Here is a 7,594-nt window from a genome sequence, read left to right as displayed (position 1 = left end):
AACCGTAGAGCCGACCGTTGGTCGGCTACCCTCCCGACCGTAGCGCCGACCGTTGGTCGGCTAGGCCTGCGGGAACAGCAACATCGCATCGCCATAGCTGAAGAAGCGGTATTTCTCTGCGATGGCGGCCCGGTACGCCTCGAACACCCGTTCCTTGCCGGCAAACGCCGAAATCATCATCAACAGGGTGCTTTCGGGCAGGTGAAAGTTGGTGACCATCGCATCCACGCTGTGGATCCGGTAACCCGGGGTAATGAAGATCTGGGTCTCACCGGCATACGGCAGCAGCTCGCCATCGCGCATCGCGCTTTCCAGTGCACGCACCACCGTGGTGCCCACGCCGATCACCCGGCCGCCGGCAGCGCGCGTGCGGCGCACCTGCTGGACCAGTTCGGCGCCCACGTTCAGCCACTCGCGGTGCATCACATGCTCCTTGAGGTCGTCCACCCGCACCGGCTGGAACGTGCCCGCCCCCACATGCAGGGTCACATGGCCGAAATCGATGCCCCTGGCCTTCAGCGTGGCCAGCAGTGCCTCGTCGAAGTGCAGGCCCGCGGTCGGGGCGGCCACCGCGCCGATTTCACGGGCGAACACGGTCTGGTAGCGCTCGCGGTCGTCCACGCCCGGCTCGCGCTGGATGTACGGCGGCAACGGCAGGCGACCGGCGTGCAGCAACCACTGCTCCAGTGCCTCCGGCACGTGGAACTGCAGCACATAGAATTCGCCATCGCGGCCCAGCACCTCGGCCTCGCCACCGGCATCCAGCGCGATCCGGCTGCCCGGTTTGGGCGACTTGCTGGCCCCGACCTGGGCCCGCGCCTGCTGGGCGCCGAGCAGGCGCTCGATCAGGATTTCGACGCGCCCGCCGCTGGCCTTCTGCCCGAACAGGCGCGCGGGAATGACCCGGGTATCGTTGAAGACCAGCAGATCGCCGGCACGCAGCAGGTCGGGCAGATCGCGCACCTGGCGGTGCTCGAACGCGGCGGGGGCCGGCGGCACCAGCATCAGGCGGCTGGCGGAGCGCTCGGCGAGGGGCGCCTGGGCGATCAATTCAGGCGGGAGTTCGTAATTGAAATCGGACTTCTTCAAGGGAGCGCACGGCAACGTGTAGGCAATGTCGGCCATTGTACGACCGGCCCTCCGCGGCGGCGCAGCGACAGGCAAACGTCGCGCAAAATGCTGCTATGCAACAGTTTTCGCGGGGTTATCGCGCGAAAAAGCGCGTGCTAGCATCGGGCTGGAAGTTAGATGCACGAGCAGGAATGCCCCCAGCGCGCGCGAATAGACGCGCGTTTTGCGTTTYCGCCGTGCCGCCAATCGTTTCAGGAGATCTGCAATGAGCTTCATCGAACGTCTTGCCCCCCTTCGCGCCCAGCCCGGCACCCGCCTCACCGCCGGCCTGGATGACGCCAGCCTGGAGCGCCTGGGTGCCGGCCACCCGCAGCTGATCGCCGCGATCGACGCTGCCGCCGCCGAATTCGAGCGCGTCCGCGCCGACCTGGGCGACCTGCTGGCGCTGGACGAACGCGCCCAGATCGAGGCGATGCAGGATGGCTTCGTCAATTTCTACGCCGACGATGCGGTCACCCCGTATGTCGCCCTCGCCGCCCGCGGTGCGTGGGTGGTCACCCTGAAGGGGGCGGTGCTGTACGACGCTGGCGGCTACGGCATGCTCGGTTTCGGCCACACCCCCGAGGCGGTCATGGCGGCCATGGCCGCCCCGCAGGTAATGGCCAACGTGATGACCCCGAACCTGTCCCAGCAGCGCTTCATCAAGGCCCTGCGCAAGGAGATCGGGCACCGTCGCGGCGGCTGCCCGTACAGCCACTTCATGTGCCTGAATTCCGGCTCTGAAGCGGTCGGCCTGGCCGCGCGCATCGCCGACGTCAACGCAAAACTGCAGACCGACCCGGGCGCGCGCCATGCCGGCGCCAAGATCAAGCGCGTGGTCATCAAGGGCAGCTTCCACGGGCGTACCGATCGTCCCGGCCTGTACTCCGACTCCAGCCGCAAGACCTATGTGCAGCACTTGGCCAGCTACCGCGGCGAAGACTCGGTGATCGCCATCGCCCCGTACGACGAGGAGGCACTCAAGCGCGTCTTCGCCGAGGCAGAGCAGAACCACTGGTTCATCGAGGCGGTGTTCCTGGAGCCGGTGATGGGCGAAGGCGACCCGGGCCGCTCGGTGCCGCCGGCCTTCTACGCGCTGGCCCGCGAACTGACCCGCCAGCACGGCAGCCTGCTGCTGCTCGACTCGATCCAGGCCGGCCTGCGTGCGCACGGCGTGCTTTCCATCGTCGACTACCCCGGCTTCGAAGGCCTGGACGTGCCGGACATGGAGACCTACTCCAAGGCGCTCAATGCCGCCCAGTTCCCGCTTTCCGTACTGGCGGTCACCGAACATGCCGCGCATCTGTACCGCAAGGGCATCTACGGCAACACCATGACCTCCAACCCGCGTGCGTTGGACGTGGCCTGCGCCACCCTGTCGCTGCTGACCCCGCAGGTGCGCGAGAACATCCGCGTGCGTGGCGAGGAAGCGGTGCGCAAGCTGGAGCAGCTCAAGTCCGAGCTGGGCGGGCTGATCACCAAGGTGCAGGGCACCGGCCTGCTGTTCTCCTGCGAACTGGCGCCCCAGTTCAAGTGTTACGGCACCGGTTCCACCGAGGAATGGTTGCGCAACCACGGCATCAACGTCATCCACGGCGGCGAGAACTCGTTGCGCTTCACCCCGCATTTCGGCATGGACAGCGAAGAGCTGGACCTGCTGGTCGGGCTGGTGGGCCGCGCGTTGAAGGAAGGTCCGCGCAAGGAACAGTCGCAGGCGGCTTGAGGCCGGCGGCCGGGCGGGGTTGAACCCGCACGGGGGTAGGCGACCGACGGTACGAACGCCGAAGGTCGGGCAACGGCAGGAAAAACGAAAGCCGACCAACGGTCGGCTCTACCCCCGGGTGCACCCTCATCCGTAGCGCCGACCGTTGGTCGGCTGGCGTCACGTGTGCAGATTGGCCTCCGCGCCCGTAACGCGCGATAATCCCCGCCCGCATCTGCGGAACGAACCCCGTCACGAGACCGCAACAGCGGTCATCGGCGGGGCTTTTTCGTGTCCGCCGCACCAGCGTCTCGAACACAGGAAGATCCAATGAAGTCGATTTGCGTTTACTGTGGCTCCAACCCCGGCAGCAAGCCGGTCTACACCGAGCGCGCCATCGCACTCGGCGACCGCATCGCCCGCGACGGCCTGCGTCTGGTCTATGGCGGCGGCAATGTCGGCCTGATGGGGACCGTCGCCAATGCCGTGCTGGAAGGCGGCGGCGAGGTCACCGGCGTCATCCCCCAGCAGCTGGCCGATTGGGAAGTGGCCCACCGCGGCCTGACCGAACTGGAAATCGTCGGCTCCATGCACGAACGCAAGTCGCGCATGTTCGACCTCTCCGATGCGTTCGTCGCCCTGCCCGGCGGCTTCGGCACCATGGAGGAGATCTTCGAGATGCTGACCTGGCGCCAGCTCGGCATCGGCAACAAGCCCTGCGCCTTCCTCGACGTGGACGGGTTCTACGCGCCGCTGATCGGCATGATCGACCGCATGGTCGAAGAGCGTTTCCTGCATCCGGAACAGCGCGCCGACCTCTGGTACGGTTCGGACATCGACGCCATGCTCGACTGGATGCGCGCCTACCAGCCGGCCCAGGCCTCCAAGTGGATCGACGAAAAGCGTCGCAACGCGCTGCGTTGATCGCCTGATGCGTTGATGTGGAGTTGCCGGCCCACGGCCGGCACTACTCCGCCGCGAACGTGTCCATTGGCGCCGGCCGCCCGAGCAGGTAGCCCTGTCCGTAATCGCAGCCGAGCTGCAGCAGCGTCAACCGCTGCGCTTCGTTTTCGATACCCTCGCCCACGGTCTCGATACCCAGCGTGCGCGCCAGCGACAGCACGCCCTGCACCAGCGCGTAGGTGCTCTGGATGTCCTGGCCGTGCAGGCCGGCGATGAAGCTCTGGTCGATTTTCAAGGTCGAGATCGGGAACCGGTGCAGATAGGACAGTGCCGAGAATCCCGTGCCGAAATCATCCAGCTGCACCAGCACGCCACGCTCGCGCAGCGTCTGCAGGATGCGCAGCGTGCGCGGACCATCGTCGAGCAGGGCCACTTCGGTGATTTCCAGCCGCAGCCGGCACGGATCCGCGCCCGCCGCCTCGATCAGGCCGAACAGCCGGCTGATGAAATCGGCCGAACGGAAATGCCGCGGCGACACGTTCACCGACAGATAGCCTTCCCCGCCCAGTGCCAGCTGCCCGATCACGTCTTCGTACAGCAGCCAGTCCACCTGCTCGATCAGCCCGCTCTCCTCGCCCAGGTCGAGAAACGCACTCGGCAGCAGCAGTCCCCGCCGCTCATGCTGCCAGCGCAGCAGCGCCTCATACCCCACCACCGCGCCGTCGCTCAGACGCACGATCGGCTGGTAGTACGGCAGGAAATCGCGGTTGATGATCGCCCGGCGCAGGTCCGCTTCCAGGTCCAGGCTGCGCAATGCCTCCTCGCGCATGGCCTCGTCGAACACCGCACAACGATCCTTGCCCTGCGCCTTGGCCCGGTACATCGCCGCGTCCGCATCGCGCACCAGTTCCTCGCCATTGCGATAGCGCGGGTTCCACATCGCGATGCCGAGGCTGCCCGATGGGAACAGTTCGCGCCCCTTGACCCACATCGATTCTTCCAGCGCCACCAGCATCCGCTGCGAAAACTCGCGCGCCGACGCCAGCCCCTGGTCGCACTGCAGCAGGATCGCGAACTCATCGCCGCCCAGCCGCGCCACCACATCACCGCTGCCCATCATCGACACGATCCGCTTGGCCACCTCGACCAGCATCTGGTCGCCGGCCGCATGGCCGATGCTGTCATTGACCAGCTTGAACCGGTCCAGGTCCAGGAACAGTACCGCGAAGACCGGCCCATCCGGTGCGCTCGCCCGGGCGATCGCGTCCTCGAGCCGGTCGAGCAGATGCAGGCGGTTGGGCAATCCGGTCAGCGCATCGTGCATGGCCTGGTGGGTCAGGCGCTGCTCGGCACGCAGGCGCTCGCCGATCTGGCCGAGCAGCTTGTCATTGACCTCGGCCAGCTCGCGGGTGCGTTCCTCCACGCGTTTTTCCAGCTCGGCGTGCGCGTTGCGCAGGCCTTCCTGGTCACGCTGGCGGGCCAGCCCATTGCCGATGTTCTGCGCAACGAAGGTCAGCAGGCGCTGGTCGTGCGAGGTGAAACTCACCTCCGGCGAATAGCTCTGCACCACGATCACGCCGACCACATCGTCGTCGCTGAGCAGGGGCACGCCCAGCCAGCAGTGCGAGCGCGCGCCGAACTCACGCACGCGTCCGGCCGCACGCAGCCCATCGATGTGGTCGCGCGAGGCCAGCAACGGTTGCCGGTTGCGCACGATGAACTCGGTCAGGCCCTGGCTGAACGGACGCGGTGCGCGCGAGGCGTTGTACTCGTCCACCGAGTACACGAAATCCAGGCCGTCACCGCCCTCGTTGACCAGCGCGATGTAGAAATTGCGCGCATCCAGCAGCGTACCGACGACGCCATGCACCTGCACGTAGAACTGCGCCAGGCTCTCGGCGCTCATCGCCATCTCGGCGATGTTGAACAGCGCCAGCTGCAGTTTCTCCGCGCGCCGCCGTTCCACTACCTCGTCCTGCAGGCTGCGATTGGCACGCTGCAGCTCCACGGTGCGCCGCTCCACCTGGCGTTCCAGCTGGACCTGTGCCTGGCGCCGGTCCATCGCGGTCAGGATGTGCTGGGCCACGTAGCCCAGCAGCGTGCGGTCGGCCTCGTTGTAGCGCACCCGCTGCTCGTAGCTCTGGACCACGATCGCCCCGCACACGCGCCCCTCGCGCAGCATCGGCACGCCGAGCCAGTCCAGGCTCTCCGGGCCCCGGCTGGGGTCGTACTCGTCGTTCATCGCCGCCAGCAGTTCGTTGGACGGCCCGCTCAGCGGCTGGCCGTGGCGCAGCAGCGCAAAGGTGAGGCTGCGCGGCATTTCATGCTCTTCGTAACTGCGGTCCGGATCGGCCACGAAGCTGTCGCGCTGGTCGGCGAAGTACAGGAAGCGTACCCGCCGGCGCACGTCGTCGTACTCGACGATGTAGCAGTTCTGCGCGTACATCAGCGAATTGAGCACGCGATGGAAATGGCGCAGCATCTCGGCCATTTCCAGGTCCGCACCGGCCAGGTCGGCGATCTCGTAAAGCGCCTGCTGCAGCCGCTTGGAGTTCTCCAGCAACTTGATCTGCTCGCGTTGCCGCGCCAGCGCCAGTGCGTCCTGCAATGCGCGCAGCGCGATCGCCCACCAGGCTTCGTCGGGCATCGCGTTGGCGCCGGTCAGCGCCCGCACCGCCAGTTCGCTGCCCTGGTGCTGCCAGCGGCGCAGCGCGGTATGCACGCCGGCCGCGTCGCCCAGCAACGCATCCAGCAGCTCGGCCGACGCGCATTCCGGCAGCGGATGCGCCTGGCAGCCTTCGCCCAGCCCCGGGTCCGACCATGCCAGGGCCACCTGCGCATCGCCAGGCAGCAACGCGCACAGCGCCTGCGCGAGCGCGGCGGAGACCACTGACTCACGATCCGGATGCCCCAAGGACGTCACTACCTGGCTGGACAACATGTTCATCTCTTCTGGCGCCGGATGCCCGGCACCTCCCCTGTGGCCTGAGCATAGCGCGCCGACAGGGGGGCAGTGGAAGCCCGCAACCCCGTTCATCGCCACGGGACGTTCAACGGGACATCGCCCACCTGCCCGCGCCCATGTTGTCCCCTGCCCCCGCCCGCCCCTTGCCCTGCTATGCGGAATCCGGCCCAGCGCTTACCCTGTGCGCCGTGGACGCCGCCGCCCTGCCAACCGACGAATCGCTGATGCTGGCCTGGGCCGCTGGCGAGCTGCCTGCGTTCGAAACCCTGTATGCGCGCCACCGCAGCCGCCTGTACAGCTTCCTGCTGCGCCAGCTGCGCGATGCCGCACTGGCCGACGAGATGTTCCAGGACGTGTGGCAGCGCGTGATCGCCGCGCGCGCCAGTTGGCAACCCGATGCCGCCTTCACCACCTGGCTGTTCCGCATCGCTCACAATCGGCTCAACGACCACTGGCGCGCGGCGCGGCACCGCCCGCCCGCGCCCGGTGATGCCGAGGAGCGGGTCGCCCGCATGAGCGATACGCGTACGCCGGAAACCCAGCTGTCCGAGTTCGAACAGCGCCGCCGGCTGCAGCTGGCCATGGAACAGCTGCCCGACGAACAGCGCGAGGTACTGCAGTTGCGCCTGGAGCAGGAACTGAGCCTGGAAGAGATCGCCGAGATCACCGGCGTGGGCCGCGAAACCGTGAAATCGCGCCTGCGCTATGCCATGGACAAGCTGCGTGCGGGGTTGTCCGAATGAACCGGTCCGCGCCGCTGACCCCGGAAGAACGCGCGCTGGCGCGCCTGCTCGGTCGTCCCGCGCCCACCGCACCGTCGAGCGCGCTGGACGAGGCCGTACTGGCGGCCGCACGGGCGTCCTTGCACACCGCGCCGGTGGCGCAGTCCGTCCCGGTCCCGGAGGCGGCTGCGC

5 protein-coding genes are annotated in these 7,594 nt (G+C 67.5%); 3 read left to right on the top strand and 2 right to left on the bottom strand.

The window, feature by feature from the left end; genetic code table 11:
- Nucleotides 1–60: 60 nt before the first annotated feature.
- Nucleotides 61–1,125: a tRNA preQ1(34) S-adenosylmethionine ribosyltransferase-isomerase QueA gene (gene queA / locus AC1DR7_RS19595; protein ID WP_457318664.1), complete on the bottom strand. Its 1,065-nt coding sequence runs from the start codon at nucleotides 1,123–1,125 to the stop codon at nucleotides 61–63.
- A gap of 211 nt (nucleotides 1,126–1,336) precedes the next feature.
- On the opposite strand from queA, the gene AC1DR7_RS19590 reads away from it, so the two are divergent.
- Both AC1DR7_RS19590 and AC1DR7_RS19585 read left to right on the top strand, forming a co-directional pair.
- Nucleotides 1,337–2,833 (top strand): aminotransferase class III-fold pyridoxal phosphate-dependent enzyme, encoded by a 1,497-nt coding sequence (locus AC1DR7_RS19590; protein WP_478051988.1) that lies wholly within the window; start codon nucleotides 1,337–1,339, stop codon nucleotides 2,831–2,833.
- Between the two features lie 309 nt (nucleotides 2,834–3,142).
- Entirely contained in the window at nucleotides 3,143–3,736 is a 594-nt protein-coding gene (locus tag AC1DR7_RS19585; RefSeq protein ID WP_457318666.1) for an LOG family protein, read from the top strand.
- A 43-nt stretch (nucleotides 3,737–3,779) separates the two neighbouring features.
- Here the strand turns inward: AC1DR7_RS19585 and AC1DR7_RS19580 are convergent, their stop codons facing one another.
- Nucleotides 3,780–6,662: a bifunctional diguanylate cyclase/phosphodiesterase gene (locus tag AC1DR7_RS19580; RefSeq protein ID WP_457318667.1), complete on the bottom strand. Its 2,883-nt coding sequence runs from the start codon at nucleotides 6,660–6,662 to the stop codon at nucleotides 3,780–3,782.
- Nucleotides 6,663–6,868: 206 nt separating this feature from the next.
- Here AC1DR7_RS19580 and AC1DR7_RS19575 point away from each other — a divergent pair, with 206 nt between their 5' ends.
- Complete coding sequence (locus tag AC1DR7_RS19575; RefSeq protein WP_478076633.1) at nucleotides 6,869–7,423, top strand: RNA polymerase sigma factor; 555 nt, start codon at nucleotides 6,869–6,871, stop codon at nucleotides 7,421–7,423.
- The last annotated feature ends 171 nt before the right edge of the window (nucleotides 7,424–7,594 follow it).

The sequence above is a fragment of the Stenotrophomonas sp. P5_A9 genome (assembly GCF_056400525.1).
Note: the sequence above shows the minus strand (reverse complement) of the source record. Positions and strands in the feature narration are given on the sequence as shown.